Origin of the sequence: Pseudomonas sp. PNPG3, from assembly GCF_023093815.1 — a bacterium.
Classification (GTDB): domain Bacteria; phylum Pseudomonadota; class Gammaproteobacteria; order Pseudomonadales; family Pseudomonadaceae; genus Aquipseudomonas; species Aquipseudomonas asiatica.
The window spans coordinates 52,685-77,139 of the sequence record NZ_JALLKV010000026.1; the positions used below are offsets into that span (position 1 = coordinate 52,685).

Here is a 24,455-nt window from a genome sequence, read left to right on the forward strand (position 1 = left end):
CATCTACCTCAGTTTCAGGGTTGCAAGGCCGATCAGCACCAGGATCACGGTGATGATCCAGAAGCGGACGATCACCCGTGGCTCTGGCCAGCCCTTGAGTTCAAAGTGGTGGTGGATCGGCGCCATGCGGAACACGCGCTTGCCGGTCAGCTTGAAGGAGGCAACCTGGATCACCACCGACAGGGTTTCCATGACGAACACGCCGCCCATGATGAACAGCACGATTTCCTGGCGGACGATCACGGCGATGGTGCCCAGCGCAGCGCCCAGCGCCAGCGCACCGACGTCACCCATGAATACCTGCGCTGGGTAGGTGTTGAACCACAGGAAGCCCAGGCCGGCACCGATCAGCGCGCCGCAGAACACGATCAGCTCGCCCGAGCCCGGCACATAGGGGATCAGCAGGTATTCGGCGAACTTAACGTTGCCCGACAGGTAGCAGAAGATGCCCAGAGCGCCGCCGACCATCACCGTCGGCATGATCGCCAGGCCGTCGAGGCCGTCAGTGAGGTTGACCGCGTTGCTCGAACCGACAATGACGAAGTAGGTCAGCACGACGAAGCCGATGCCCAGCGGAATGGTGACATCCTTGATGAACGGCAGGATCAGCGTGGTTTCGACGCTGGTCGGCGCGGTCTTGTAAAGGAAGATGGCTGCAGCCAGGCCGAACACCGACTGCCAGAAGTACTTCCAGCGGCTTGGCAGGCCACGCGAGTTCTTTTCGATCACCTTGCGGTAGTCGTCGACCCAGCCGATGGCACCGAATGCCAGGGTAACGATCAGCACCACCCACACGTAGCGGTTGGTCAGGTCGGCCCACAGCAGCGTGCTGACGGCGATGGCGGACAGGATCAGCGCCCCACCCATGGTCGGGGTGCCGGACTTGGACAAGTGCGATTGCGGGCCGTCGTTACGCACGGCCTGGCCGATCTGGCGGATTTGCAGGGTACGGATCATCCACGGCCCCAGCCACAGCGCCAGGGACAACGCGGTCAGCACACCCAGAATCCCGCGCAGGGACAGGTACTGGAAGACCGCGAAGCCTTTGTGGAACTGTTGCAGATACTCGGCCAACAGCAGCAGCATTAATGTTTCTCCCCGCTGGCACCGCACAATGCCGCCACGACGTTTTCCATCGCAGCGCTGCGCGAGCCCTTGATCAAGATAGTGGTGTCGCTGGCATTCTCGGCGCCAACCGCGTCGATCAGCTCAGCTTGAGTAGCGAAATGGCGGCCATTGGCTCCGAACGCCTTGACCGCGTGTGTCATGTTGGAACCCACTGCGTACAGGGCGTCGACCTTGCCACGCGCGTAGTCACCCACCTGACGGTGGCCTTCTTCCGCCCATTGCCCCAGTTCGCCGATATCCCCAAGCACCAAGACGGTGCGCCCGGAAAAGCCGGCGAGTATATCAATGGCCGCGCACATGGAGGTGGGATTTGCGTTGTAACTGTCGTCGATCACCCGCACGCCGTTCGGCGCAATCTGCGCCACGGTACGGCCCTTGACCGGTTGCACGGCAGCCAGGCCTGCGGCGATGCCGCTCAGGCTCAGACCAACGGCATGGGCAGCGGCAGCGGCGGCCAGGGCATTGCTGACGTTGTGCTCACCGAGCACATTGAGTTGCACGTCTACCGTGTCGCCAGCGCCATGCAGCTTGAACGACGGGCAACCACGGGCATCGCGGCCGATGTCAGAGGCATGGAAATCGGCCTTTGGATTGTTGCGGGCAAAGCTGAAGACCTTGTGCGCGCCGGCACGTGCCTTCCATATATCAAAGGCCTTGTCGTCCAGGTTGAGGATGGCGATACCGCCCTCGCCCAGGCCTTCGAGAATCTCGCCCTTGGCTTCGACGATCTTTTCCGGGCCGCCGAACTCGCCAACGTGGGCGGTGCCGGCGTTGTTGATGATGACCACCTGGGGCCGGGTCAGGCCGACGGTGTAGCGGATCTCGCCAATGCGCGAGGCGCCCAGCTCGATCACCGCGGCGCTGTGCTCGGGGGCGATCTCCAGCAGGGTCAGCGGCGCGCCGAGGTCGTTGTTCAGGTTGCCGCGGGTGGCGTGCACCAGGCCACGGGTGCGCAGGATGCTGGCGAGCATCTCCTTGACCGTGGTCTTGCCGCTGGAACCGGTGATGGCCACCACCGGCTTGTCGAAGGCAGCACGGTTCAGCGCGCCAAGCTGGCCGAGGGCCAGGCGGCAATCGGCGACCAGCAGCTGCGGCAGGTCGACATCGGCCACTTCACGCTCGACCAGGGCAGCGACAGCGCCCTTGGCCTTCACATCGGCCAGGTAGTCGTGGCCATCGAAGCGCGGGCCAGCCAGGGCGACGAACAATTGCCCGGCGCCAACACTGCGGCTGTCGATGCTGACGCCGGTGAAGGTGGCGTCAGCACCGATTTGTTGACCACTCAGTGCTGTGGTCAGCTGGCTGAGTGACATCGGCTTAAGCATGTGGAGCCTCCCAGGCTGCAAGTGCCTTTTCGGCCTCGGTCAAATCGGAGAAATCATGGCGCTCGCCATTGATCTCCTGGTAATCCTCGTGCCCCTTGCCGGCCAGCACGATCACATCGTCGGCAGCGGCGGTGGCGATCAGGTGCGCGATGGCTTCGCCACGACCGGCAACGAACTCGACTTCGACAGGCTTGGTGAAACCCGGGCGGATGTCGTCAAAGATGCGCAGCGGGTCTTCAGTACGCGGGTTGTCGTCTGTTACCAGCACGCGGTCGGCCAGGCGCTCGGCCACTTCAGCCATCAGCGGGCGCTTGCCGCGGTCTCGGTCGCCGCCGCAGCCGAAGAGGCACAGCAGCTTGCCGTGCGCATGCGGGCGCAGGGCTTCGAGCACTTTCTCCAGGGCGTCCGGGGTGTGCGCATAGTCGACCACCACCAACGGCTTGTCGCCCCCACCCAGGCGCTGCATACGGCCGATAGGCCCCTGCAGTTTCCGGGTGACCTCGAGGATTTCGTCCAGCGCATAGTCCAGCGCCAACAGAGTCGCCACGGCGGCGAGCATGTTGCTCAGGTTGAAGCGGCCCAGCAACTGGCTGCGCAGGGTACGTTCGCCCTGGGCGGTGACCAGGGTGGCGCACACGCCATCGTCATTGAACACGGCTTCACGGCAGTACAGCGAGGCCTCCGGGTTCTCCAGGCTGTAGCTGAGCAACCGGGTTTCGATATGGTCGACACTCGGGCGGCGGGCAAAATCGGCGGCCAGGCGACGGCCGAAATCGTCATCCAGGTTGACCACCTGGCAACGCAGGCTCGGCCAGGCGAACAGCTTGGCCTTGGCGGCCTCATAGGCCTCCATGCTGCCGTGGTAGTCCAGGTGGTCGCGGGACAGGTTGGTCATGACCGCAATGTCGAATTCCAGAGCGGCGACCCGGCCCTGCTCCAGTGCGTGGGAGGAAACCTCCATGGCCACGGCTTTGGCGCCACCTTTCTTGAGGTCATTGAGGGTCGACTGTACGGCGATCGGGTCGGGCGTGGTCAGGCGGCCACTCTGCAGCTCACCATAGAAGCCGGTACCCAAGGTGCCGATCAGGCCACAACGCTGGCCAAGCAAATCCAGCGCCTGAGCCACCAGCTGGGTGACGCTGGTCTTGCCGTTGGTACCGGTAACGCCCACCAGATTCAGCTGGCGGCTTGGTTCGCCATAGAAGCGACCTGCGATATCCGAAAGCTGGGCGATCAGGCCCTTGACCGGGATGAGCGGCACATCGGTGATTGGCAGGACGCTCGCGCCCTGCTCTTCATAGGCTACGGCGGCAGCGCCACGCGCCAGGGCATCGGCGATATGCTCGCGGCCATCGACCTTGGCACCCGGAACAGCCAGGAACAGATCACCCGGGCGCACATTGCGGCTGTCCAGCGTCAGTTCACGGATCAACGGGTCACGGCTGGCGTGAGCGAAAAGCTTGCTCAATGGCATTGTCATCATCCACGCCCTCCCTTGGCGGTTGCAGCTGCATTGACTTGCGATTGTTCGACGGGTGCCGGTGGCGGCAGGTTGTCTGGCGGAACGTTCATCAGGCGCAGTGTGCCGGACATGACCTTGCTGAATACCGGTGCCGAAACCAAGCCACCGAAGTAACCGCCCTTGCCAGGCTCATCGATCACCACGACGATGGCGTAGCGCGGGTCGCTCATCGGCCCGAAGCCGGCGAACAGCGAGCGGTAGGCGTTTTCGGTGTAGCCCTTGGAGCCCACGGTGGCTTTACGCGCGGTACCGGACTTGCCGGCCACGTGGTAGAACGGCACCTGGGCGCGGAACACGCCGCGCGGTGCTTCGATCACCTGTTGCAGCATGCCCTGAATGGTTTCGGCGGTTTCCTTCGGAATGGCCTGCACCGCTTCCGGGGCCTTGTCGACCTTGAGGATCGACAGCGGCACCATCTTGCCGTCGTTGGCCAGCGCCGCGTATGCATGCACCAGCTGCAGAGCGGTCACCGACACGCCATAGCCATAAGACAGGGTCGCAGTCTCGGCCTTGCGCCACTCGCGATGGTTGGGCAGGTTGCCGACGCGCTCGCCGGGGAAGCCAAGGCCGGTGTACTGGCCCAGGCCGACCTGGGACATGACCCGGTAGATGGCCTCGCCGCCGATGTCGAAGGCGATCTTGCTCATGCCGACGTTACTGGAGTTGATCAGGATACCGGTCAGGTCGAGGATCGGGCCTTCGCTCTTGGACACGTCCTTGATGGTGTAGCGACCAATTTGCAGGCTGCCCGGGTACACCTCGACCTTGTCGGTCGGCTTCCAGCGACCACTTTGCAGCGCCGCGCTCATGGAGATCGGCTTGACCGTGGAGCCCGGCTCGAACACGTCGATGATCGCGCGGTTACGCATGGCGGCCGGGAACATGCTGCGGCGGTTGTTGGGGTTGTAGGTCGGCTGGTTGACCATGGCCAGGACCTCACCGGTCTTGACGTCCATGATCACCAGGCTGCCGGCCTTGGCGTCCTGTTCGGCAATGGCGTTGCGCAGCTCGCGGGTGGCCAGGTACTGCAGGCGCAGGTCTATCGACAACGCCAAGGTCTTCCCGGCCTTGGCGTTCTTGGTTACCTGGATGTCCTTGATCAGCCGGCCGCGCCGGTCCTTGATCACCTGCCGCTTGCCGGGTACGCCAGCCAGCCATTCGTCATAGGCCAGCTCCACCCCTTCGCGACCGTGGTCGTCGAGGTCGGTGAAGCCGACCATGTGCGCGGTGACATCACCGGCCGGGTAGAAGCGGCGGAATTCTTCCAGGCCATACACGCCCGGCACTTTCAGGTCGAGCACATGCTGGCCCTGCTCCGGGGTCAGGCCGCGGACCAGGTAGATGAACTCTTTGCTGGCCTGCTGGGTCAGGCGCTCGGTCAGCTGCTGCGGGTTCTGCCCCAGTGCTGCTGCCAGCTGCGGCCAGCGGTCCTTGGAGGCCTGCATTTCCTTGGGGTTGGCCCACAGGGTGGTGACCGGGGTACTGACCGCCAACGGTTCACCGTTACGGTCGGTGATCAGGCCGCGGTGAGCCGGGATAGGGATGTGACGCAGGCTGCGCGCATCGCCCTGCCCCTTGAGGAAGTCACGGTCGACTACCTGCAGGTCGATGATGCGCCAGCAGATGGCACCGACCATCAGCGCCAGCAAGCCGATCACCACGCGGAAGCGCCAGGGGTAGAGTGCGCCTTCGAGCTTCATCATGGCGCCACCATCCGCACTTCGTCAGCCGAAGGTACGCGCATCTTCAGTTGCTCGGAAGCCAGGTTCTCGATGCGACTGGCGGCGGTCCAGGTGCTTTGTTCGAGAATCAGCCGGCCCCATTCGGCCTGGGCCTTGTCACGTTCGTTCAATTCGCCGTACAGCGTGTTGAGCAACTGACGGTTCCAGTGCGCGCTGTAGGACACGGCGATGGCCGAAACCAGCACGGCAACGAACAGCAGAAGCATCAGGAAGCTTCCGCCTGGCAAAGGTTTGGCAAACAGCCTGCTCACCGCAGCTTCTCCGCCACCCGCATAACGGCGCTGCGCGCCCGCGGGTTGGCCTTGAGCTCGGCGTCGGAAGCGAACTGAGCCTTGCCGATGAGCTTGATTTTCGGCTCGAAGACCTTGTGCTGTACCGGCAGGTTGCGCGGCAGGTTGTCAGCCTCGCCCTTGGCCAGCTTGCGCATGAACAGCTTGACGATGCGGTCTTCCAGCGAATGGAAGCTGATCACTGCCAGGCGGCCGCCCACTTCCAGCGCATCGATCGCGGCCTCCAGGCCTGCCTCGAGATCACCCAGTTCGTTGTTGACGTGAATGCGCAGGCCCTGGAAGGCGCGGGTCGCCGGGTTCTTGCCCTTCTCCCAGGCCGGGTTGGCCACCTTCAGCACCTCGGCGAGGTCGCCGGTGCGGGTGAACGGTTGCTGTTCGCGGCGCTGCACCACGGCGCGAGCCATGCGCTTGGCGAAACGCTCTTCGCCGTACTCCTTGAACACACGGGCTATTTCTTCTTCAGGTGCAGTGGCGATGAACTCGGCGGCGCTGATGCCCTGGTCCGGGTTCATGCGCATGTCGAGCGGGCCATCATTGAGGAAGCTGAAGCCCCGCTCGGGGTCATCCAGCTGCGGCGAGGAAACGCCCAGGTCCAGCAATACGCCGCTGACCTTGCCATCCAGGCCACGCTCGGCCACTTCCGCCCCCAGCTCGGCAAAGCTGCGCTGCACAATGACAAAGCGGCCGTCTTCGGCCGCCAGCGCTTGCCCCGTGGCAATCGCCTGTGGATCTTTGTCGAAACCCAGCAGCCGCCCTTGCGGCCCGAGCTTGCTGAGAATCAGCCGGCTGTGCCCGCCACGGCCAAAGGTGCCGTCCAGATAGCAACCGTCGGCGCGCAGGGCCAATGCCTCGACAGCTTCGTCGAGCAGGACGGTAATGTGGTTGAAGCCGCTATCTATGGTCACAGGATCAGGTCACGCAATTCGTCGGGCATGGCGCCCGGTTGTTGAATAGCTGCAAGGTCTGCTGCCGAAACCGCGTTCCAGGCATCTTCATCCCACAGCTGGAATTTGTTCAGTTGCCCCACCAGCATCGCCTTCTTGTCGAGCTTGGCGTACTCACGCAGACGGGGCGGCACCAGGAAACGCCCACTGCCATCGAGCTCCAGGTCAACCGCGTTACCGATCAGCAAACGCTGAAGGCGGCGGTTTTCCTCACGCAACGATGGCAAGGCACGCAACTTGGCTTCTATCTGCTCCCACTCATCGAGGGGATAAACACACAAGCAGGGGTCAACGGCGTCGATGGTCACGATCAGCTGACCATTGCAACGCGAATCGAGCTCGTCACGGTACCGGCTCGGCATGGCGAGACGGCCCTTGGCATCGAGGCTGACGGCGTTGGCTCCGCGGAACACGGCTGCGATTCCCCACAATGTTAGCTTTTTTGTGTCAGAAAACCCACTTCATCCCACTTTCTGCCACTTGCGCACACTATAGGAATCCGCCCGCAGCACCGTCAAGGCACGTTCGGAAGGAAAAGCCTTACAGGACCGAGATTTAGCGCAATAAAGGAATGCGGAAGGACTACCGAGCAGAAAAAAACACGAGAAAAATCAAACCCACGCAGGCGAATGGAGTTCGAAGTTAAAGTGAATTATTAAGAGTAAGATTTTTTCGGTATTACCAGAGGACATCTGCTATCGAATAAAGCAGGGAGGGAAAGGTGGAGAGTCGATCTGTAAGCCGGGTTTTGTCGAGGACAGTCATTCCTCTACGACGGCCATCACTGGACGCCTCTAGCAACCTACCCGGTTCCGACGCGGGCCACGCCTGATGGAACCCTATTTGGTCTTGCTCCGAGTGGGGTTTACCTAGCCACGAACTGTTGCCAGCCGTGCGGTGCGCTCTTACCGCACCTTTTCACCCTTACCGGCACCGAAGTGCTTAGGCGGTTATTTTCTGTGGCACTTTCCGTAGGCTCGCGCCTCCCAGGCGTTACCTGGCACTCTGCCCTATGGAGCCCGGACTTTCCTCCCCCTGCTGTTGCGGAACAAAAGCAGGCAGCGACTGTCCGATCGACTCTCCGCCGCCAAGATTAACGGCACGCGCGCCCAAGAACAAGCAATACCGGCATTTATATCAATATGCCACTATTCGGCTTTCTGCTTTTCCAGTGCAAGTTGATACAGCAGGTTCTTGCGCACCCCGGTAATTTCCGCAGCCAGCGCCGCCGCCCGCTTGAGTGGCAGCTCGGCCAGCAGCAGGTCGAGCACCCGTTGCGCCTCGGCACTGACCGCCTGTTCGCCCTCCGGCGCACTCCAGCCACCGACCAGTACCACGCACTCACCGCGCTGCTGGTTGCTGTCACCAGCAACGAACGCGCGAAGCTCGGCCAGGGGCAGGCCCTTGAGGGTCTCGAAGGTCTTGGTCAGTTCACGCGCCAATAGCGCCGGGCGCTCGCCACCGAATACCGCCTCCATGTCTTCAAGGCATTCCAGGATACGGTGCGGGGCCTCGTAGAAGATCAGCGTGCGCGGCTCTTCCTTTACCTGCTCCAGGCGCGCCCGCCGTCCCGCCGCCTTGGCCGGCAGGAAGCCTTCGAAGATGAAGCGGTCCGACGGCAGGCCGGCTGCCGACAGCGCGGCGATCAGAGCGCAGGCGCCCGGCACCGGCACCACATTTACCCCCGCAGCACGCGCCTGGCGCACCAGGTGGTAACCCGGATCGGAAATCAGCGGCGTGCCGGCATCGGAAACCAACGCAACGTTCTCGCCCGCCAGCAGCTTGGTGAGAAAACGCCCGCCCTCGTCACGCTCGTTGTGCTCATGGCATGCCGCCAGCGGCGTGTCGATGCCGAAGTGCTGCAGCAGACGGATCGAATGACGGGTATCTTCCGCCGCGATCAGGGCCACGTCCGCCAGCACCTTCAGCGCCCGGGCACTCATGTCGTCGAGGTTGCCGATAGGGGTTGCGACCACATACAGCGTCCCCACCGTGGATTTCGAAGCCCCTGCCACATCAGTCACTGCGCACACCTGTCGTTCGGATCAAAGGCGCCATTGTAGCCCGAGCGCCTGCAACAGGGCGCAAAGAACTTCGCCGACGACCGATGGCAGGCCTCCTATAGTGAAGGATCGACACGGCAACATCGCGCCCCGGCCAGCGCTTGGGTACAATTGCCGGCCACCTTGATCGAGTAACAGGACCTTTACATGATCGCTTGCCTGCGGCTGTTCACAGCCCTCTGCCTTGCTGCCTTGCTGGCAGCCTGCGCCAGCTCGCCCTCATCCAGCCTGGGCGAACTGCCACGCACCCCGGACGCCAGCATCGAGCAACTGCTCGAAAAGGCTGCTTCCAGCAAGTCCGCGGAAGACGCCGCGCTGCTGCGCCTGAGCGCAGCCGACCTGGCCTACAGGCAGAAGGACTTCCCACGCGCCGCACGCATCCTCGAGCAGGTGCCGCTGGACACGCTCAAGCCGGCCCAGCAAGTGTTCGCCAGCACCCTCGGTGCCGAGCTGGCCATGAGCCGCAACCAGCCCAAGGCTGCCCTGGCCGCCCTGGCCCACCCCAGCCTGCAGCGCGTCGCCGAACTGCCGGAAGAACAGCAAGCGCGCACCTACAGCGTGCACGCGGCCGCCCTCGAAGCCGATGGCCAGGCCCTCGCCGCCGCGCAACAGCGCGTGCTGCTGGGCCCGCTGCTCAGCGGTCAGGCCGCCAGCGCCAACAATGACGCCATCTGGGCACTGGTCGCCTCGCTGCCGGCAGAGCAACTGCAGCAGCCAGGCAACGACCAGACCCTTGCCGGCTGGACCAGCCTGGCCTTCGCGGTAAAAAGCGCCGGCACCCTGGAGCAGCAGCAAGCGGCGATCGACGCCTGGGTCAAGCAGCACCCGGACCACCCGGCCGCCCAGCAACTGCCGCAGGCTCTGACCAAGCTCAAGGAGCTGGCCAGCCAACCGCTGACCAAGATTGCACTGCTGCTGCCTCAGGAAGGCCCGCTTGCTGGTGTTGCCCGCGCCCTGCGTGACGGCTTCATGGCTGCACACTTCCAGGCCCAACAAGCCGGCCAGCAGGCGCCAGCCGTGCAGGTATTCGACAGCTCTCGCATTGGCTCGCTCGACGACTTCTATCGCCAGGCCCAGGCCGCAGGCGTACAGCTGGTCATCGGCCCGCTGGAAAAACCGCTGGTCAAGCAACTGGCTGCCAAGCAACAACTGCCGATCACCACCCTGGCCCTGAACTACGCCGACGCCGGCCAGAAGGCTCCACCGCAGCTGTTCCAGTTCGGCCTGGCTGCCGAAGACGAAGCCCGTGAAGTAGCCCGCCGCGCCCGCGCCGATGGCATGGTCCGCGCAGTTGCCCTGGTACCGAGCGGCGAATGGGGCGATCGCGTGCTTGCCGCCTTCCGCCAGGACTGGGAAGGCAACGGTGGCACTCTGCTCGCCGCCGAGCGCATTGCCCAGCCCGTCGCACTGGCCCAGCAGATTGCCGACCTGTTCCAGCTGCGCCAGAGCGAAGGCCGCGCCAAGAGCCTGCAGAGCACGGTAGGTGGCAGCATCGCCGCGCAGCCGTCGCGCCGCCAGGACATCGACTTCATCTTCCTCGCCTCGACCCCGCAACAGGCCCAGCAGATCAAGCCGACCCTGAACTTCCAGTACGCCGGTGACGTACCGGTCTACGCCACCTCGAACCTGTACAGCGCCAGTGGTGACGTCAACCAGTACAACGACATGAACGGTATCCGCTTCTGCGAAACCCCGTGGCTGCTGGACACCAGCAACAGCCTGCGCCAGCAGGTCGTGCAGCAGTGGCCGCAAGCGGCCGGCAGCCTTGGCCGCCTGTATGCCATGGGCGTCGACGCCTACAGCCTCGCGCCGCGCCTGGGCCAGCTGAAAGCACTGCCGGACAACCGCGTACTGGGCCTTTCAGGCAGCCTGAGCATGAACGCCAACCAGCGTGTCGAGCGCCAGCTGCCTTGGGCCGAGTTCGTCCGCGGCCAGGTCCAGCGCCTGCCTGATACCGCCCGCTGATGGCAGCAGCGTCGCCCACCAGCGCCGGGCAGGCAGCGGAAACCCAGGCCCTTGAGTACCTTCAAGGGCAAGGCCTGCAACTGCTGGCGCGCAACTGGCGATGCAAAGGCGGTGAGCTTGATCTGGTCATGCTCGACGCCGATACAGTAGTATTCGTCGAAGTCCGCTACCGGTTGCACGCGGGCTTCGGTGGCGCCCTCGGCAGTATCGACGGGCGCAAGCAGAAACGGTTGGTGCTCGCCGCCAGCCTGTTCCTGCAGAAGGAGCCCCACTGGGGCAACCACCCCTGCCGCTTCGACGTAGTCGCCCTGCAGGGCAGCCACCATGCAGGCAGACCGCTTCAATGGCTGAAAAACGCCTTCGAATGCTGAACCCATTCCGATTTTTTTGCTCTATGTTTCGCGGGCTGGTCGTTGTTGCGCGTAGCAAAGGCCACCGCCCCACTTAAGGTCACCAGATGGACATGCAATCCCGAATTCGCCGGCTATTCCAGGCCAGCATCGATACCAAGCAACAGGCAATGGACATCCTGGCACCGCACATCGAGCAGGCCAGCCTGGTCATGGTCAACGCGCTGCTCAACGAGGGCAAGATGCTCGCCTGTGGCAACGGCGGCTCGGCCGGCGATGCCCAGCACTTTTCCTCCGAGCTGCTCAATCGCTTCGAGCGCGAACGCCCGAGCCTGCCGGCCATCGCGCTGACCACCGACAGCTCGACCCTGACCTCGATCGCCAACGACTACAGCTACAACGAAGTCTTTTCCAAGCAGATCCGCGCGCTGGGCCAGCCCGGTGACGTTCTGCTGGCGATCTCCACCAGCGGCAATTCGGCCAACGTGATTCAGGCGATCCAGGCCGCACATGACCGCGAAATGATTGTCGTAGCATTGACTGGTCGCGATGGCGGCGGCATGGCTTCGCTGCTGCTGCCCGAAGACGTGGAAATCCGCGTGCCTTCGACGGTTACCGCGCGTATCCAGGAAGTCCACCTGCTGGCGATCCACTGCCTGTGTGATCTGATCGACAGCCAACTGTTCGGGAGTGAAGAATGACCCCTACGCGCCTCGGCCTTATGGCCCTGACCCTATGCCTGAGCGTCACTGGTTGCAGCTCGGTGCTGACCTCTACCCGCAATTCGCCAATCGAGGACGATCGCGGAACGCGCACCATCGGCAGCAAGATCGACGACTCGCTGATCGAAACCAAGGCCTCGGTCAACATCGCCAAGGCCAGCCCTGACCTGGACAAAGGTTCGCACATCGTTGTCAGCAGCTACAACGGCATCGTCCTGCTGGCCGGCCAAACACCGCGCGCCGACCTCAAGAGCCTCGCCGAGCAGACTGCCAGCCAGGTACAGCGCGTCAAGAAAGTGCACAACGAGCTGCAGGTGATGCAGCCCTCCTCCATCCTGGCGCGCAACAACGACGCCTGGCTGACCACCAAGATCAAGACCCAGATGCTGACCGACAATGCCGTGCCCAGCTCGCGCATCAAGGTAATTACCGAGAACGGCATCGTTTACCTGCTTGGCCTGGTGACCCAACAGGAGGCCAACTCGGCCACTGCCGTGGTACAGGGCGTTTCGGGCGTGCAGAAGATCGTCAAGCTGTTCGAGTACATCGACTGATTCACTGATTACCTGCACCGGCCTCTTCGCGGGTAAACCCGCTCCCACACGAATCTCACAGCTTTCGAGGCTTGTTGTATTCCTGTGGGAGCGGGTTTACCCGCGAAAAGGCCAGCACAAGCAACAACACTGCCCCACGCTTCAGAAAAACCAGGAAACACCGCATGAAAAAGCTTCTGCTGCCTGCCCTGCTGTTCGGCACTTTCGCCACCCTGGCCGGCTGCTCTACACCAAGCCTGATCACCCTCAACGATGGCCGTGAATTCCAGGCCGTCGACGTACCGAAGTTCGACCGTGACGCCGGCTTCTACGAGTTCCAGCAACTCGATGGCAAGCGTACCCGCATCAACAAGAACCAGGTACGCACCATCAGCGACCTGTAAGCAGGGCTGGCAGTAAAGAAAAGGCGACCCGGTTGGATCGCCTTTTTTATTACTTGACCACTTTCAGACTTGGTCGACCAGTCGGGCGTGGCGGCTGGCCACCACCCTCTGGCGGGCCATCGTCATCCGGCTGCACATCATCATCTTCCTGCTCATCGTCATCCATCATGGGCGACTCCAGCTCGAAGACCATACCTTGGCCATTCTCGCGGGCGTAAATACCCAGGATGGCGCCAACCGGCACGTACAGCGAGTGGGCCACGCCACCGAAGCGGCCCTCGAAGCTGACCGCCTCGTTGTCCATGTGCAGGCTGCGCACGGCACTTGGCGAGATGTTCAACACGATCTGGCCATCACTGGCGAAACCGTCCGGCACCTGGACCTTCGGGAATTCGGCATTGACCAGCATATGGGGCGTGCAATCGTTGTCGACGATCCACTCGTACAGTGCTCGAACCAGATAGGGGCGACTGGAGTTCATCAACGGCTCCTTAAAGCTTGCGCATTTCACGTTCTACGGAGGACAGGCTCGCCTGGAAAGGCTCGCGGGCAAACTGCCGCTCCATGTATTCCAGCAGCGGCTTGGCTTGCCGCGGCAACTCGATGCCCAACACCGGCAGACGCCAGAGTATGGGCAGTAGACAACAATCGACCAGGCTTTGCTCCTCACTCATGAAGCAGGCGAACTCGCCGAACAACGGCGAGACCCCGGTCAGGCTCTCACGCAACGCCTTGCGCGCTTCGGCTCGGTCAGCCTCGCTGCTGCGCGGATCGAGCACGGTATCGGCCAGGGAGCACCAGTCGCGCTGGATGCGGTGCATCAGCAAGCGACTGTTCCCCCGCGCAACCGGGTACACCGGCATCAGCGGCGGATGTGGATAACGCTCCTCGAGGTATTCCATCACCACGGTCGATTCATACAGCGCCAGGTCACGGTCGACCAGGGTCGGCACGCTGCCGTAAGGGTTCACCTCGGCCAGCTTGGGCGGCAGGCGACTGGGGTCGACATCGATGACCTGCACGCTGATACCCTTCTCGGCGAGCACGAGGCGTACCCGATGAGAATAGTGATCAGCGGGGTCGGAATAGCAGGCTAACCTGTTGGTTACGCCCATGTAGCGCCTCCTCGCACGGGATGCTTGTAAAACTGTAAATGAAAACGCGCCCGTGGGGACCTGGCAGATCTGCCAGGCCACCACGGGCGCGTTCAACAACCAGAAACTACTGCGTGATCAGTGCACGTCCTTCCAGTATTCACGCTTGAGCAAATAGGCGAATACGAAGAAGAAAGCCAGGTACAGCAACACGTAGGTACCGATGCGCTGGCTTTCCAGTTTGACCGGGTTGGCCGAATAGGCCAGGAAGGTCACCAGGTTCTTGACCTTCTCGTCGAACTGCTCGGTCGTCAGGGTACCGGAATTCGGCGTAATGGTCAGCTGGTCGCAGGCTTCATGGGTCAGCGGGCTACCAGTCAGTGGGTCGAATTGCTTCTTGCCATCGGTTACGGTCTGCACCTGCTTGCAGCCAACCACCTGGTTACCCTGCAAGCCGACCAGCACGTTAGGCATGCCGACGTTCGGGAACACCTTGTTGTTCACCCCATAAGGCCGCGACGGGTCCTCATAGAAGCTGCGCAGGTAGGTGTACAACCAGTCGGTACCACGCACTCGGGCCACCAGGGTCAGGTCGGGCGGTGCAGCGCCGAACCAGGTCTTGGCGTCACTGGGCTTCATGCCGATCTGCATGTGGTCACCGATCTTGGCACCGGTGAACACCAGCTTCTCGAGCATCAGCTCGTGGGGGATGCCCAGGTCATCAGCAACCCGCTCGTAACGCTGGAACTTCGCACTGTGGCAACCCATGCAATAGTTGGCAAAGGTACGCGCACCGTCCTGCATGGCGGCCTTGTCGCTCAGGTCGATGTCGACCTTGTCCAGCTCCAGGCCCGTTTCGGCAGCGAAGGAAAAGGCAGGCATCACTGCCAGCAAAAATACTGCAATCAACTTTTTCATCAGCCAGTCACCCTTTCCGGAACCGGTTTGGTCTTCTCGAGCCTTGTGTAGAACGGCATCAGCAGGAAGTAGGCGAAGTACAACACCGTGCACACCTGCGACAGCAAGGTACGCCCAGGTGTCGGCGCCAGCACGCCCAGTATGCCGAGGATGACGAAGGCCACACAGAACACCAGCAGGAAGAGCTTGCTGATCCAGCCCTTGTAGCGCATGGAGCGGACCGGGCTGCGGTCGAGCCAGGGCAAGACGAACAACACGGCAATGGCCGCACCCATGGCAATGACGCCCATCAGCTTGTCAGGCACCGCACGCAGGATCGCGTAGAACGGCGTGAAGTACCACACAGGCGCAATGTGCTCGGGGGTCTTGAAGGCGTTCGCCTGCTCGAAGTTAGGTTTCTCCAGAAAGTAACCGCCCATTTCCGGGAAGAAGAACACCACGGCGCAGAACACGAACAGGAACACCACCACGCCGACAATATCCTTGACGGTGTAGTACGGGTGGAACGGGATACCGTCCAGCGGGATACCGTTTTCGTCCTTTTTCTTCTTGATGTCGACGCCATCGGGGTTGTTCGAACCCACTTCATGAAGGGCGAGGATGTGCAGGACCACCAGGCCGAGAATCACGATCGGCAAGGCAACCACGTGCAGGGCGAAGAAGCGGTTCAGAGTGATACCCGAGATCAGGTAGTCACCACGGATCCATTGGGTGAGGTCGCCACCGATCACCGGAATGGCACCGAACAGCGAGATGATCACCTGGGCACCCCAGTACGACATCTGGCCCCACGGCAGCAGGTAGCCCATGAAGGCTTCGGCCATCAGCGCCAGGTAGATCAGCATGCCGAACAGCCACACCAGTTCACGCGGCTTCTGGTAGGAACCGTAGAGCAGGCCGCGGAACATGTGCAGGTAGACGACGATGAAGAACGCCGATGCACCGGTGGAGTGCAGGTAGCGCAGGATCCAGCCGTATTCCACATCCCGCATGATGTACTCGACCGAGGCGAACGCCTCTTCTGCCGAGGGCGTGAAGCTCATGGTCAGCCACACACCGGTGACGATCTGGTTGACCAGCACCAGCAACGCCAGCGAGCCGAAGAAGTACAGGAAGTTGAAGTTCTTGGGTGCGTAATACTTGCTCAGGTGGTCTTCCCACATCTTGGTCGCGGGGAAGCGAGCATCAATCCAGTCCATGAACTTGCTCATCATGCGTTCTCCTGGTCAACGCCGATGACGACGATCTCGTCCGACTCGTAAGAGTGCGGTGGCACGGGCAGGTTGAGTGGCGCCGGCTGCGACTTGTAGACACGGCCGGCCAGGTCGTAGTGGGAACCGTGGCACGGGCAGAAATAGCCACCGACCCATTTCGGGCCAAGGTCGGCGGGTGCGACTTCCGGGCGGAAGGTGGGCGAGCAGCCCAGGTGTGTGCACAGGCCAACAAGGATGAGGATTTCCGGCTTGATCGAACGAACCTGCGGATCGACGTAGGTGGGCTGCACCGAGGCCTTGGACTCGGGGTCAGCCAGATCACCTACGACCTTTTTCAGGTTACCGAGGATCTCGTCCGTTCGCCGCACGATGAACACTGGCTGACCGCGCCACTCGGCCACCATCTGCTGCCCGGCCTCGACCTTGGCGATATTGACCTTCACCGGTGCACCCGCGGCTTTCGCCTTGGCACTGGGAAACCATGACCCCACGAACGGTACCGCAGCCCCCACTGCCCCCGCCGCCCCGACTACGGATGTCGCGGCTACGAGGAAGCGGCGCCGGCCTGCGTTGACGCCGTCATTGCTCATTCAGTCCTCTCCCATCAGCTTGCTTGACCAGTTGGACCTGGCCTGTACTTAGGTAATGTCTGTGGCACTAAAAATTGGCCGCCATGGTAAGAAACAAATCCACACACTGACAAGGTGATTACCCGGGGAACGGGCTACAACCCTCGCTTTGCTTGATCTGCGTCTATGCGGCAAGTCGTCACGGACATGCTGACAGGTTAGTTCAAGACATAAAAAAAGCCCGGTTCCAAAGAACCGGGCTTTTTTCGACTGCCGAAGCGGTATTAACGCTTGGAGTACTGAGGACGCTTACGCGCTTTACGCAGACCCACTTTCTTACGCTCGACTTCACGAGCGTCGCGGGTGACGTAGCCAGCACGACGCAGAGCGCCACGCAGGGTTTCGTCGTATTCCATCAGAGCGCGGGTGATACCGTGACGGATCGCACCGGCTTGACCGCTGACACCACCACCGGAAACGGTGACGTAGATGTCGAACTTCTCAACGGTTTCGGTCAGCTCGAGCGGCTGACGAACAACCATGCGAGCGGTTTCGCGACCGAAGAACACGTCCAGAGAACGGTTGTTGATGGAAATGTTACCAGTACCCGGACGCAGGAATACGCGAGCGGTTGCGGTCTTGCGACGGCCAGTGCCGTAGTTTTGAGTCGCCGACATAATGAACTATCCCGTTAGATCTTCAGTTCTTGAGGCTGCTGAGCAGTGTGTGGGTGAGCAGCACCCGCGTACACTTTCAGCTTGCGGTACATGTCGCGACCCAGCGGGTTCTTCGGCAGCATGCCTTTGACCGCAGTTTCGATAACACGCTCAGGGGCCTTGGCGATCAACTTCTCGAAGTTGATTTCCTTGATACCGCCCGGGAAACCGGAGTGGGAGTAGTACATCTTGTCGGAAGACTTGGCACCAGTCACACGAACCTGCTCGGCGTTGATAACGACGATGTAGTCGCCGGTGTCAACGTGAGGGGTGTATTCTGGCTTGTGTTTGCCACGCAGACGGCTAGCGATTTCGGTAGCCAGACGACCCAGGGTCTGGCCAGCGGCGTCGACTACGAACCACTCGCGCTTTACTGTTTCCGGTTTAGCAGTAAAAGTTTTCATTCTCTAAAGCCTCAGAGGCCGCCCAGCGAAAAATAGACGGCGAATCTTACTGGATAGTGCACAGCTTGCCAAGGGCAAGCGCGCAGCCGAACGCTGACGCTTTTGGGGGCTCGGGTCAGGCACGCCAATGTTCGACGGGGTTCTTCCTGCGTGGTGGTGCATCACTTCCGCCACACGGAGAGGTGCCGAATTATCCAGATTGCGCGAAAAATTTCAACCTGCTTTGATGGGCTTCTTTGCCAAGGAGTGTCTATCCGATGGAATACCGCCAGCTCGGCCGTACCGACCTCAATGTCAGTGCCCTGTGCCTTGGAACCATGACCTGGGGCGAGCAGAACGTTCAGGCCGAGGCCTTCGAGCAGATTGCCCGGGCCAAGGCCGCCGGGGTCAACTTCATCGACACCGCCGAGATGTACCCGGTGCCGCCCCGCCCCGAAACCTACGCCGCCACCGAGCGCATCATCGGCAACTGGTTCCGCGCCAATGGCGATCGCGATGACTGGGTGCTGGCCAGCAAGGTCGCCGGCCCCGGCAACGGCATCAGCCACATCCGCGACGGCCAGCTCAAGCACAACCGCCAGCACATCGTCGCCGCGCTGGACGAGAGTCTCAAGCGCCTGCAGACCGACCGCATCGACCTGTACCAGCTGCACTGGCCCGAGCGCAGCACCAACTTCTTTGGCAAGCTGGGCTACCAGCATTTGCCACAGGACCACTTCACCCCGCTGGAAGAAACCCTTGAAGTACTCGACGAGCAGGTGCGCGCAGGCAAGATCCGCCACGTCGGCCTGTCCAACGAAACGCCGTGGGGCACCATGAAGTTCCTGCAACTGGCTGAAAGCCGCGGCTGGCCGCGAGCAGTATCGATCCAGAACCCTTACAACCTGCTCAACCGCAGCTTCGAGGTGGGCCTGGCGGAAGTGGCCATCCGCGAGCAGTGCGGCCTGCTGGCCTATTCGCCGCTGGCGTTCGGCATGCTCTCCGGCAAATACGAGAACGGCGCACGCCCGGAAAACGCACGCCTGACCCTGTTCAGCCGCTTTGCCCGCTATTCCAACCCACAGACCGTGGCGGCCTGCAGCCGCTATGTGCAGCTGGCCCGCGAGCACGGCCTGGACCCGGCGCAGATGGCCCTGGCATTTGTCACCCGGCAGCCGTTCGTGACCAGCAACATCATTGGCGCGACCAGCCTCGAGCAGTTGGACAGCAACCTTGCCAGCCTCGAGCTGAGCCTGAGTGATGAACTGCTGGCGGCGATCGAGGCGATTCACCAGGAGCAACCGAACCCGGCGCCTTGAGCCGGACCCTGTGCTGGTTTCTTCGCGGGCTCGCCCGCTCCCTGCCCCTCAGGCCTGCGGGTTACCTGTGGGAGCGGGCAAGCCCGCGAAGAAACCAGCGCGGTGTAGCAGGCTAGACACAATCGCCAAAAAATAAGACGATCCAGCCGGTGATTGACCACTCTACCCTATAAGAACAATGACAATGATGTTTACCCAACCCTCCGCGTCGCTGCGGCGCGTCAGCATCCTGGCCATTGACAAGGTGTTCGCTTCGACCTTGATGCAGGCCAAGGATTTCTTCCACCTCGCCAGCTTGCGCTACAGCAAGCAACTGGGCCTGGGCCTGCAGCCCATGTTCGAGATTCGCCTGGTGAGCCCAGACGGCCAGCCCGTGGACAGCTTCAGCAATGTGCAGTTGCCGGTCGAAGGCGGCCTAGACGACGCCGACGTGATCATCCTCCCGGCCTTCTGGGATGACTTCGACAACCTGCTGCAACGTTATCCACAGGTACTGCCTTGGCTGCGTGAACAGCATGCCCGCGGCTCGGTGCTGTGCGCCGAGGCCAGTGGCGTATTCTGGCTGGCCGAGTCCGGCCTGCTCGATGGCAAGGAAGCGACCACCTACTGGCGCTTCTTCAACAGCTTTGCCGAACGCTTCCCGAAGATCCGACTGAACCAGGACAAGCATCTGACAGATGCAGACAACCTCTATTGCGCCGGCGGGACCACTTCAGCCTGCGACCTGTACATCTATCTGATCGAACGCTTCTGCGGCGCCAACGTGGCCCGCGCCGTGTCCCGCGACATCCTCTACGAAGTGCAGCGCAACTACACCCCGGGACGCATGGGCTTTGGCGGGCAGAAGCTGCACCAGGACCTGATCATCCTGCAGATACAGCACTGGCTGGAAGAACACTTCGCCGACAAGTTCCGCTTCGAGGACGTGGCTCGCAACCACGGCATGAGCATTCGCAATTTCATGCGGCGTTTCCAGAGCGCTACGGGTGACAAGCCGCTGCACTACCTGCAACGGTTGAGGATCGAGACGGCCAAGGGCTTGTTGTCGAGCACGCGCAAGAGCATCAAGACCATCAGTTATGAGGTGGGCTATGACGATGCCAGTTTCTTTGCGCGGCTGTTCCGCCAGCATACCGAGTTGTCGCCGAACCAGTATCGGCAACAGTTCATGCAAGAGGCTTGAGGCCAATGGGGCTGCTCTGCAGCCCATCGCGACACAAGGCCGCTCCTACAGGGAATCGCGTAATCCTGTAGGAGCGGCCTTGTGTCGCGAAAGGGCCGCAAAGCGGCCCCGGTAATTTCAAGGCTTGTGCGCCCGCGCCAGAAACTCGTGCGACTGCATCTCCAGCAAGCGACTCAGGGTACGCTGGAACTCGAAGGCCAAGCGCCCACCGGTATACAGGTCCTTCAGCTCCACCTCGGCCGAGATGATCAGTTTGACGTTGCGGTCGTAGAACTCGTCCACCATGTTGATGAAGCGGCGGGCGATGTCGTCGGTGGTGACACCCATCTGCTCCACGTTGCTCAACAGCACGGCATGGAAGATCTTGCCCAGTTCGATGTAGTCGTTCTGGCTGCGGGGGCCGTCGCACAGGGCGCGGAAGTCGAACCAGGCCACGTCGTCACAGGTAAGCAGGGCATTGATCGGGCGATTCTCGATCATCAGCACGTCGTTCTGGACCGCCTGGGTGCACTCGGGGGTCAGTGCCTTGAAGCTTGCGCGCAGGCTCTGGTGAGCCGCTTCATCGAGCGGGTAATGGTAAAGCTCGGCCTGCTCCAGGTGACGCAGGCGGTAGTCGACCCCGCTGTCGACGTTCACCACCTCGGTGTACTGCTTGATCATGGCGATGGCCGGCAGGAAACGCGCGCGCTGCAGGCCGTCCTTGTACAGGCCGTCCGGCACGATGTTGGAGGTAGCCACCAGCGATACGCCGTTCTTGAACAACTCTTCCATCAGGGTGCCGAGAATCATCGCGTCGGTAATGTCCGACACGAAGAATTCGTCGAAACAGATGACCTTGGCTTCTTCGCTGAAGCGCTTGGCAATGATGGTCAGCGGGTTCTTCTCGCCCTTGAGGGTTTTCATCTCCTCGTGCACACGCTTCATGAAGCGGTGGAAGTGCGTGCGCATCTTCTGCTTGAACGGCAGCGCCTCGAAGAAGGTATCGACCAGGTAGGTCTTGCCGCGCCCTACCCCACCCCAGAAGTACAGGCCCTTGACCGGGGTCTGCTCCTTCTTGCCGAACAGCTTGCCGAACACACCCGGCTTGTTGTTCTGCGCGTGTACCAGGTCATCGTACAGGCGCTGCAGGTGACGCACCGCAGTTTCCTGCGCCGCGTCATGGAAGAAGTCGGGACGTTTCAGATCTGCTTGATATCGTTCTAGGGGCGTCATGATTCGTTAGCGAGGCAACAAAAAACGGGCCGTCACTGTAGCGACAGGCCCGCTTAATGGCAATCAGACTTGCGTCAATATGCCTCATCCAGACCAACTAAGTGCTGGATGGCACCGGCTTTGCCGGTGTTCGCGGGCAAAACCGCTCCTACAGGCGAAATGCCTCAGTCCGGTTGTGGCGCAAGCGCTGCACGCAGGCTTTCGATGGCCGAATCACGGGCTTCGGCGCTGTCGAACTGCGGCCCCTCGGCAACCTGTTCACCGTTCAGCCACAGACCGAAACCCAGGCCTTCGACGCGTACATCCGCCTCGCCACCTTGCTGCAGCTGCTTGCTCACGGCGCCGGCGCTCTTGCCGTCGGCGAAGCTGCGCGACAGCAGCAGTTGCTCGCCATCAGCGGCAAGCAGGCGGAAGCGGAAGCTGCCGTCTTCATCGCGGAAGCTGACGAAACGCGCACTCTTGGCGGCCTTCTTCTTCACTTCGGTGCTGGCCTGCACGCTGCTACGGAACGAACGCAGGCCAACAGCCTCGCGCAGCTGCTCGAGGAATGGCGTGGCGATCTTGCGAGCCTTGGCAGCGCCGGCCAGCAGGATGTCTTCCAAGTCCGCCGGGCGGGCGATCAGCTGGTGGTAGTACTCGCGCTTCTCGGCCAGCTGGCCGTCCAGCAGCTGGAACAGCCGCTGCTTGGCCTCGCCCCAGCCCAGGCCCTGCAGCAGCTCTTCACGGAACTCGGCGCACTGCGCCGGCGTCGAGAAGGCCTGGAACAGGGTGAACAGGTGAGCGTTGTCCGGGTCTTTCGCCTCGCCAGGCGCACGCGAGTCGGTGACGATGCGCGAGATGGCGTCTTTCATCTCCTTGGCGCTGGTGAATAGCGGGATGGTGTTGTCGTAGCTCTTGGACATCTTGCGCCCGTCCAGGCCCGGCAGGGTCGCCACGCTCTCCTCGATCACCGCTTCCGGCAGGGCGAAGAAGTCCTTGCCCTGGCCGAACAGGTGGTTGAAGCGCTGACCGATGTCGCGGGCCATTTCCACGTGCTGGATCTGGTCACGACCGACCGGCACCTTGTTGGCGTTGAACATCAGGATGTCCGCAGCCATCAGCACCGGGTAGCTGTACAGGCCCATGGTCACGCCGGCATCCGGGTCCTCGCCATTTTCCAGGTTCTTGTCCACCGAGGCCTTGTAGGCGTGTGCACGGTTGAGCAGGCCCTTGGCGCTGACGCAGGTCAGCAGCCAGGTCAGCTCGGGGATTTCCGGGATATCGGACTGGCGGTAGAAGGTCACCTTGTCCGGATCGAGACCGCCGGCCAGCCAGGTGGCGGCAATTTCCAGACGCGAACGCTGGATGCGCAGCGGGTCGTCGCACTTGATCAGGGCGTGGTAGTCGGCCAGGAAGTAGAACGAGTCGACACCGGGCTGCTGGCTGGCACGGATCGCCGGGCGGATGGCGCCGGCGTAGTTGCCCAGGTGCGGAGTGCCGGTGGTGGTGATACCGGTGAGAATGCGCGTGGTCATGGGTGTTCGCTTATTCAGGCTTGGCTCAGTTCGAAAGGCGCGGCAGCAGCAGATCCTTCAGATCGGTCAGCTTGCCATGGAAGAAGTGTCCGCATTCTGCCACTTTCAGCAGCTCATGGGGGCGCGACAGGCTGTCGGACCATTCGTAAACCAGCTGCGGCGCGACGACTTCGTCGGCGTCCGGCTGCACCACGGTGATCGGGCAGCGCTGCGGCAGCGGGAAATCCGCCGTCAGGCGCATGACCGCCGGGGCGATCATGAACAGCTGCTGCAGCTCTACTCCAGTGGCCTCCAGGCGGCCGGCCAGGCTGGTGGCGACAAAACCACCGAACGAGAAGCCCATCAGCACCAGCGGCAGGCCCAGATGCTTTTCGCGCAGCCAGGCCGCAGCGGCTTCGGCATCGGCCACCTCGCCAGCGCCCATGTCATGGGTACCTGCGCTCTGCCCGACGCCACGGTAGTTGAACCGCAAGGTCACGTAGCCGGCGTCACGGGCGGTGCGTTGCAAGGTCGAGACCACCTTGTTGAGCATGGTGCCGCCCTGGACCGGGTTGGGGTGGCAGATCAGCACCGCGCCACGTGCATTGGCCACGTCCAGGTACAAGGCTTCCAGCTGGCCGCTGGGGCCATCGATGAACAAGGGGGTTTCGCGGACAAGCAAGGCACTACTCCGTGACCTCGGGAGGGGTCGATTCGTCTAGATGAGGAATTCTGTTCTGATTTGCGATCGCTCGCGGTATACAGCGCAGGTCTGAGCCGTTAACGTAAAGCAAAGCCGTTTATAGAGGAAGGACTCGTGGAACTCTCGCTCCTTGTTTGGTTGTTGCCGACCCTGGCCCTGGTCATCGGTGTGGTGGTTGGGTTCGTCGTCGCTCGCCTGCTGCCCAATGCCGCGCCGAGCAGCACCCAGCGTCAACTGGATGATATCCAGAAGCGCTTCGACAGCTATCAGAACGAAGTGGTTACTCATTTCAACAGCACTGCCGTGCTGGTCAAGAAACTGACCCAAAGCTATCAGGACGTGCAGGACCACCTGGCCGAAGGCGCCAACAGCCTGGCCCTGGACGACGTCACTCGCCAACGCTTGCTGGCAGCCCTGCACTCCGAGGCAGCGCAAGGCCCACGCGACCGTTTGACCCCGCCGAAGGACGCCGAAGTGCCACGCGACTACGCGCCGAAAGCACCGAACTCGCCGGGCATGCTCGACGAGAGCTACGGGCTCAAGCGCTGATCTGCAGAAAATGACAAAGGCCTCGCAAGAGGCCTTTTTCATGGGCTGGATTCACTGGGCTCTTCGCGGGTGAACCCGCTTGTATGGTTAGACTTGAAGGGGTGGTGGGACTAA

26 protein-coding genes and 1 other RNA gene are annotated in these 24,455 nt (G+C 62.1%); 8 read left to right on the forward strand and 19 right to left on the reverse strand.

Annotation, left to right across the window (positions count from 1 at the left end; translation table 11 throughout):
* Positions 1 to 3 precede the first annotated feature (3 nt).
* The 9 genes from mraY to rsmI all read right to left on the reverse strand — a co-directional run bounded on the left by mraY (position 4) and on the right by rsmI (position 8,975).
* Positions 4 to 1,086 (reverse strand): phospho-N-acetylmuramoyl-pentapeptide-transferase, encoded by a 1,083-nt coding sequence (gene mraY / locus MJ643_RS17750; RefSeq protein ID WP_023661969.1) that lies wholly within the window; start codon positions 1,084 to 1,086, stop codon positions 4 to 6.
* Positions 1,086 to 2,453, reverse strand: a complete 1,368-nt coding sequence (gene murF, locus MJ643_RS17755) for a UDP-N-acetylmuramoyl-tripeptide--D-alanyl-D-alanine ligase (protein ID WP_023661970.1) — start codon at positions 2,451 to 2,453, stop codon at positions 1,086 to 1,088. Before murF ends, mraY begins: the two co-directional genes overlap by 1 nt.
* Entirely contained in the window at positions 2,446 to 3,933 is a 1,488-nt protein-coding gene (locus tag MJ643_RS17760) for a UDP-N-acetylmuramoyl-L-alanyl-D-glutamate--2,6-diaminopimelate ligase (RefSeq protein ID WP_024087705.1), read from the reverse strand. Before MJ643_RS17760 ends, murF begins: the two co-directional genes overlap by 8 nt.
* On the reverse strand, positions 3,933 to 5,675 hold the full coding sequence (locus MJ643_RS17765; RefSeq protein ID WP_162150115.1) for a penicillin-binding protein 2: 1,743 nt from the start codon (positions 5,673 to 5,675) through the stop codon (positions 3,933 to 3,935). Before MJ643_RS17765 ends, MJ643_RS17760 begins: the two co-directional genes overlap by 1 nt.
* Positions 5,675 to 5,968, reverse strand: a complete 294-nt coding sequence (ftsL, locus tag MJ643_RS17770) for a cell division protein FtsL (protein ID WP_003260787.1) — start codon at positions 5,966 to 5,968, stop codon at positions 5,675 to 5,677. Before ftsL ends, MJ643_RS17765 begins: the two co-directional genes overlap by 1 nt.
* A complete protein-coding gene (rsmH, locus tag MJ643_RS17775; RefSeq protein ID WP_169774642.1) occupies positions 5,965 to 6,906 on the reverse strand; it encodes a 16S rRNA (cytosine(1402)-N(4))-methyltransferase RsmH in 942 nt (313 codons plus the stop codon). Before rsmH ends, ftsL begins: the two co-directional genes overlap by 4 nt.
* Before the next feature lie 2 nt (positions 6,907 to 6,908).
* Positions 6,909 to 7,364 (reverse strand): division/cell wall cluster transcriptional repressor MraZ, encoded by a 456-nt coding sequence (gene mraZ / locus MJ643_RS17780; protein WP_004575120.1) that lies wholly within the window; start codon positions 7,362 to 7,364, stop codon positions 6,909 to 6,911.
* A gap of 308 nt (positions 7,365 to 7,672) precedes the next feature.
* An RNA gene (rnpB, locus tag MJ643_RS17785) (RNase P RNA component class A) lies at positions 7,673 to 8,032 on the reverse strand.
* A gap of 67 nt (positions 8,033 to 8,099) precedes the next feature.
* Positions 8,100 to 8,975, reverse strand: coding sequence for a 16S rRNA (cytidine(1402)-2'-O)-methyltransferase (rsmI, locus tag MJ643_RS17790; protein WP_024087707.1), 876 nt, complete (start codon positions 8,973 to 8,975; stop codon positions 8,100 to 8,102).
* A gap of 186 nt (positions 8,976 to 9,161) precedes the next feature.
* Here rsmI and MJ643_RS17795 point away from each other — a divergent pair, with 186 nt between their 5' ends.
* The 5 genes from MJ643_RS17795 to MJ643_RS17815 all read left to right on the forward strand — a co-directional run bounded on the left by MJ643_RS17795 (position 9,162) and on the right by MJ643_RS17815 (position 12,988).
* Positions 9,162 to 10,979 carry a penicillin-binding protein activator gene (locus MJ643_RS17795; RefSeq protein WP_013974120.1) on the forward strand — a complete coding sequence of 606 codons (1,818 nt, stop codon included), beginning with the start codon at positions 9,162 to 9,164 and terminating at the stop codon, positions 10,977 to 10,979.
* A complete protein-coding gene (locus MJ643_RS17800) occupies positions 10,979 to 11,350 on the forward strand; it encodes a YraN family protein (RefSeq protein ID WP_013974121.1) in 372 nt (123 codons plus the stop codon). The genes MJ643_RS17795 and MJ643_RS17800 overlap by 1 nt, the downstream gene beginning before the upstream one ends.
* An 86-nt stretch (positions 11,351 to 11,436) precedes the next feature.
* On the forward strand, positions 11,437 to 12,030 hold the full coding sequence (locus tag MJ643_RS17805) for a phosphoheptose isomerase (protein ID WP_012274070.1): 594 nt from the start codon (positions 11,437 to 11,439) through the stop codon (positions 12,028 to 12,030).
* The gene (locus MJ643_RS17810; protein ID WP_023662826.1) at positions 12,027 to 12,605 is read left to right on the forward strand and encodes a BON domain-containing protein; all 579 of its coding nucleotides are present in this window, start codon (positions 12,027 to 12,029) and stop codon (positions 12,603 to 12,605) included. The genes MJ643_RS17805 and MJ643_RS17810 overlap by 4 nt, the downstream gene beginning before the upstream one ends.
* A gap of 164 nt (positions 12,606 to 12,769) precedes the next feature.
* The gene (locus MJ643_RS17815; protein ID WP_013974122.1) at positions 12,770 to 12,988 is read left to right on the forward strand and encodes a YgdI/YgdR family lipoprotein; all 219 of its coding nucleotides are present in this window, start codon (positions 12,770 to 12,772) and stop codon (positions 12,986 to 12,988) included.
* Positions 12,989 to 13,037: 49 nt separating this feature from the next.
* On the opposite strand, the gene MJ643_RS17820 is transcribed toward MJ643_RS17815, so the two are convergent.
* From MJ643_RS17820 to rplM, 7 genes are all read right to left on the reverse strand, one after another.
* On the reverse strand, positions 13,038 to 13,469 hold the full coding sequence (locus MJ643_RS17820; RefSeq protein ID WP_208209567.1) for a ClpXP protease specificity-enhancing factor: 432 nt from the start codon (positions 13,467 to 13,469) through the stop codon (positions 13,038 to 13,040).
* Between the two features lie 10 nt (positions 13,470 to 13,479).
* Positions 13,480 to 14,103, reverse strand: a complete 624-nt coding sequence (locus MJ643_RS17825) for a glutathione S-transferase N-terminal domain-containing protein (protein ID WP_023662824.1) — start codon at positions 14,101 to 14,103, stop codon at positions 13,480 to 13,482.
* A 117-nt stretch (positions 14,104 to 14,220) separates the two neighbouring features.
* On the reverse strand, positions 14,221 to 15,000 hold the full coding sequence (locus tag MJ643_RS17830; protein WP_013974125.1) for a cytochrome c1: 780 nt from the start codon (positions 14,998 to 15,000) through the stop codon (positions 14,221 to 14,223).
* Positions 15,000 to 16,211, reverse strand: coding sequence for a cytochrome bc complex cytochrome b subunit (locus tag MJ643_RS17835; protein ID WP_003260795.1), 1,212 nt, complete (start codon positions 16,209 to 16,211; stop codon positions 15,000 to 15,002). The genes MJ643_RS17830 and MJ643_RS17835 overlap by 1 nt, the downstream gene beginning before the upstream one ends.
* Positions 16,211 to 16,804, reverse strand: a complete 594-nt coding sequence (gene petA, locus MJ643_RS17840; protein WP_015271723.1) for a ubiquinol-cytochrome c reductase iron-sulfur subunit — start codon at positions 16,802 to 16,804, stop codon at positions 16,211 to 16,213. The genes MJ643_RS17835 and petA overlap by 1 nt, the downstream gene beginning before the upstream one ends.
* A gap of 263 nt (positions 16,805 to 17,067) precedes the next feature.
* On the reverse strand, positions 17,068 to 17,460 hold the full coding sequence (rpsI, locus tag MJ643_RS17845) for a 30S ribosomal protein S9 (RefSeq protein ID WP_003260797.1): 393 nt from the start codon (positions 17,458 to 17,460) through the stop codon (positions 17,068 to 17,070).
* A gap of 14 nt (positions 17,461 to 17,474) precedes the next feature.
* Entirely contained in the window at positions 17,475 to 17,903 is a 429-nt protein-coding gene (rplM, locus tag MJ643_RS17850) for a 50S ribosomal protein L13 (protein ID WP_003260798.1), read from the reverse strand.
* 257 nt (positions 17,904 to 18,160) lie between these two features.
* On the opposite strand from rplM, the gene MJ643_RS17855 reads away from it, so the two are divergent.
* Both MJ643_RS17855 and MJ643_RS17860 read left to right on the forward strand, forming a co-directional pair.
* Positions 18,161 to 19,201, forward strand: coding sequence for an NADP(H)-dependent aldo-keto reductase (locus MJ643_RS17855; RefSeq protein ID WP_023662822.1), 1,041 nt, complete (start codon positions 18,161 to 18,163; stop codon positions 19,199 to 19,201).
* A 262-nt stretch (positions 19,202 to 19,463) separates the two neighbouring features.
* Positions 19,464 to 20,384 (forward strand): GlxA family transcriptional regulator, encoded by a 921-nt coding sequence (locus MJ643_RS17860; RefSeq protein ID WP_169774643.1) that lies wholly within the window; start codon positions 19,464 to 19,466, stop codon positions 20,382 to 20,384.
* Positions 20,385 to 20,501: 117 nt separating this feature from the next.
* Here MJ643_RS17860 and zapE read toward each other — a convergent pair whose 3' ends face one another.
* From zapE to MJ643_RS17875, 3 genes are all read right to left on the reverse strand, one after another.
* Positions 20,502 to 21,596 (reverse strand): cell division protein ZapE, encoded by a 1,095-nt coding sequence (gene zapE, locus MJ643_RS17865; RefSeq protein WP_013974130.1) that lies wholly within the window; start codon positions 21,594 to 21,596, stop codon positions 20,502 to 20,504.
* Between the two features lie 164 nt (positions 21,597 to 21,760).
* Positions 21,761 to 23,110 carry a tryptophan--tRNA ligase gene (locus MJ643_RS17870; RefSeq protein ID WP_003257163.1) on the reverse strand — a complete coding sequence of 450 codons (1,350 nt, stop codon included), beginning with the start codon at positions 23,108 to 23,110 and terminating at the stop codon, positions 21,761 to 21,763.
* Positions 23,111 to 23,135: 25 nt separating this feature from the next.
* Positions 23,136 to 23,771, reverse strand: a complete 636-nt coding sequence (locus MJ643_RS17875) for an alpha/beta fold hydrolase (protein ID WP_023662821.1) — start codon at positions 23,769 to 23,771, stop codon at positions 23,136 to 23,138.
* A 135-nt stretch (positions 23,772 to 23,906) separates the two neighbouring features.
* Between MJ643_RS17875 and MJ643_RS17880 the strand changes: the two genes are divergently transcribed.
* On the forward strand, positions 23,907 to 24,341 hold the full coding sequence (locus tag MJ643_RS17880) for a DUF1043 family protein (protein WP_003257164.1): 435 nt from the start codon (positions 23,907 to 23,909) through the stop codon (positions 24,339 to 24,341).
* Positions 24,342 to 24,455: the final 114 nt, after the last annotated feature.

Bases quoted from the DNA above. Each gene is read 5' to 3' on its own strand.
- MJ643_RS17765 (WP_162150115.1), bottom strand. From the start codon at position 5,675: ATGAAGCTCGAAGGCGCACTCTACCCCTGGCGCTTCCGCGTGGTGATC.
- MJ643_RS17810 (WP_023662826.1), top strand. From the start codon at position 12,027: ATGACCCCTACGCGCCTCGGCCTTATGGCCCTGACCCTATGCCTGAGC.
- MJ643_RS17820 (WP_208209567.1), bottom strand. From the start codon at position 13,469: ATGAACTCCAGTCGCCCCTATCTGGTTCGAGCACTGTACGAGTGGATC.
- MJ643_RS17825 (WP_023662824.1), bottom strand. From the start codon at position 14,103: ATGGGCGTAACCAACAGGTTAGCCTGCTATTCCGACCCCGCTGATCAC.
- MJ643_RS17800 (WP_013974121.1), top strand. From the start codon at position 10,979: ATGGCAGCAGCGTCGCCCACCAGCGCCGGGCAGGCAGCGGAAACCCAG.
- MJ643_RS17815 (WP_013974122.1), top strand. From the start codon at position 12,770: ATGAAAAAGCTTCTGCTGCCTGCCCTGCTGTTCGGCACTTTCGCCACC.
- rplM (WP_003260798.1), bottom strand. From the start codon at position 17,903: ATGAAAACTTTTACTGCTAAACCGGAAACAGTAAAGCGCGAGTGGTTC.
- MJ643_RS17860 (WP_169774643.1), top strand. From the start codon at position 19,464: ATGCAGGCCAAGGATTTCTTCCACCTCGCCAGCTTGCGCTACAGCAAG.
- mraY (WP_023661969.1), bottom strand. From the start codon at position 1,086: ATGCTGCTGCTGTTGGCCGAGTATCTGCAACAGTTCCACAAAGGCTTC.
- MJ643_RS17760 (WP_024087705.1), bottom strand. From the start codon at position 3,933: ATGACAATGCCATTGAGCAAGCTTTTCGCTCACGCCAGCCGTGACCCG.
- MJ643_RS17805 (WP_012274070.1), top strand. From the start codon at position 11,437: ATGGACATGCAATCCCGAATTCGCCGGCTATTCCAGGCCAGCATCGAT.
- rpsI (WP_003260797.1), bottom strand. From the start codon at position 17,460: ATGTCGGCGACTCAAAACTACGGCACTGGCCGTCGCAAGACCGCAACC.
- MJ643_RS17830 (WP_013974125.1), bottom strand. From the start codon at position 15,000: ATGAAAAAGTTGATTGCAGTATTTTTGCTGGCAGTGATGCCTGCCTTT.
- murF (WP_023661970.1), bottom strand. From the start codon at position 2,453: ATGCTTAAGCCGATGTCACTCAGCCAGCTGACCACAGCACTGAGTGGT.
- MJ643_RS17855 (WP_023662822.1), top strand. From the start codon at position 18,161: ATGGAATACCGCCAGCTCGGCCGTACCGACCTCAATGTCAGTGCCCTG.
- petA (WP_015271723.1), bottom strand. From the start codon at position 16,804: ATGAGCAATGACGGCGTCAACGCAGGCCGGCGCCGCTTCCTCGTAGCC.
- MJ643_RS17795 (WP_013974120.1), top strand. From the start codon at position 9,162: ATGATCGCTTGCCTGCGGCTGTTCACAGCCCTCTGCCTTGCTGCCTTG.
- zapE (WP_013974130.1), bottom strand. From the start codon at position 21,596: ATGACGCCCCTAGAACGATATCAAGCAGATCTGAAACGTCCCGACTTC.
- MJ643_RS17870 (WP_003257163.1), bottom strand. From the start codon at position 23,110: ATGACCACGCGCATTCTCACCGGTATCACCACCACCGGCACTCCGCAC.
- MJ643_RS17835 (WP_003260795.1), bottom strand. From the start codon at position 16,211: ATGAGCAAGTTCATGGACTGGATTGATGCTCGCTTCCCCGCGACCAAG.